This is a genomic window from Amycolatopsis sp. WAC 04169 (assembly GCF_003947535.1).
In the GTDB taxonomy this organism is placed as follows: domain Bacteria; phylum Actinomycetota; class Actinomycetes; order Mycobacteriales; family Pseudonocardiaceae; genus Amycolatopsis; species Amycolatopsis keratiniphila.
In genome coordinates this window covers 1-793 of sequence record NZ_QHJI01000045.1, presented here as the reverse complement: position 1 = coordinate 793, position 793 = coordinate 1, and the positions used below count along the sequence as shown (strand labels likewise).

Sequence of the window (793 nt, the reverse complement as noted above, 5' to 3'; positions counted from 1 at the left end):
CTCGGCCCGGAGCCGATCCTGCGCATCGGCGACGGGGTCGTCCTCGGCCGCGGCAGCCACGTCATCGCGGACACCACCGTCACCATCGGCAGCGACTGCTACTTCGGCCCGTACGTCTACGTCACCTCCACCAACCACTCCTACGACGACCCGCACCAGCCCATCGGCAAGCAGTGGCCGCGGATGCACCCGGTGGAGATCGGCCCCGGCTGCTGGGTCGGCACCGGCGCGGTGATCCTGCCGGGCGCGCGGATCGGGCGGAACGTGGTCGTGGCCGCCGGCGCCGTGGTCCGGGGCACGGTGCCCGACCACGCCGTGGTGGCGGGCGCCCCCGCCCGCGTCGTACGGCGCTGGACCCCCGCCGAGGGCTGGCAGCCCCCGCTCAGGACCCCGCCTCCGGTGCCGATCCCCGACGGGGTCACGCCGGGGCAACTGCGGGAGCTGTCCCGGCTGGACGACGAGGCGGTGGCCCGGCTGGCCGAGACCGGCGACCCGCAGGACGCGGCGGGCAGGCTCGCCGAACCGGCCGCGGAGAGCTGAGCGGGCGCCTCGCAGTACAGTTCGGTGGACCTTCGGGTGCGGCGGACCACGGTTCACTCCTGCGCACCCTGTCCTGCACAGCGATGCACAAGTCCCTGGACGGAACGTGGCGGACCTCGACCTGCTGACCCAGTCCCTCGCGCGCAACGTCAAGCGCCGGCGCACCGAGCGCGGCTTCACGCTGGAGGCGCTGGCGGTGCGGGCCGGAGTCAGCCGCGGCATGCTCATCCAGATCGCACAGGCCCGCACCAAC

General features: G+C 74.4%; 1 protein-coding gene. It reads left to right on the top strand.

The genetic code is table 11. From position 1 onward, the window contains the following. The coding region (locus DMC61_RS40885) for an acyltransferase (RefSeq protein ID WP_148106763.1) at positions 1-540 on the top strand (540 nt) is incomplete at its 5' end. Positions 541-793: the final 253 nt, after the last annotated feature.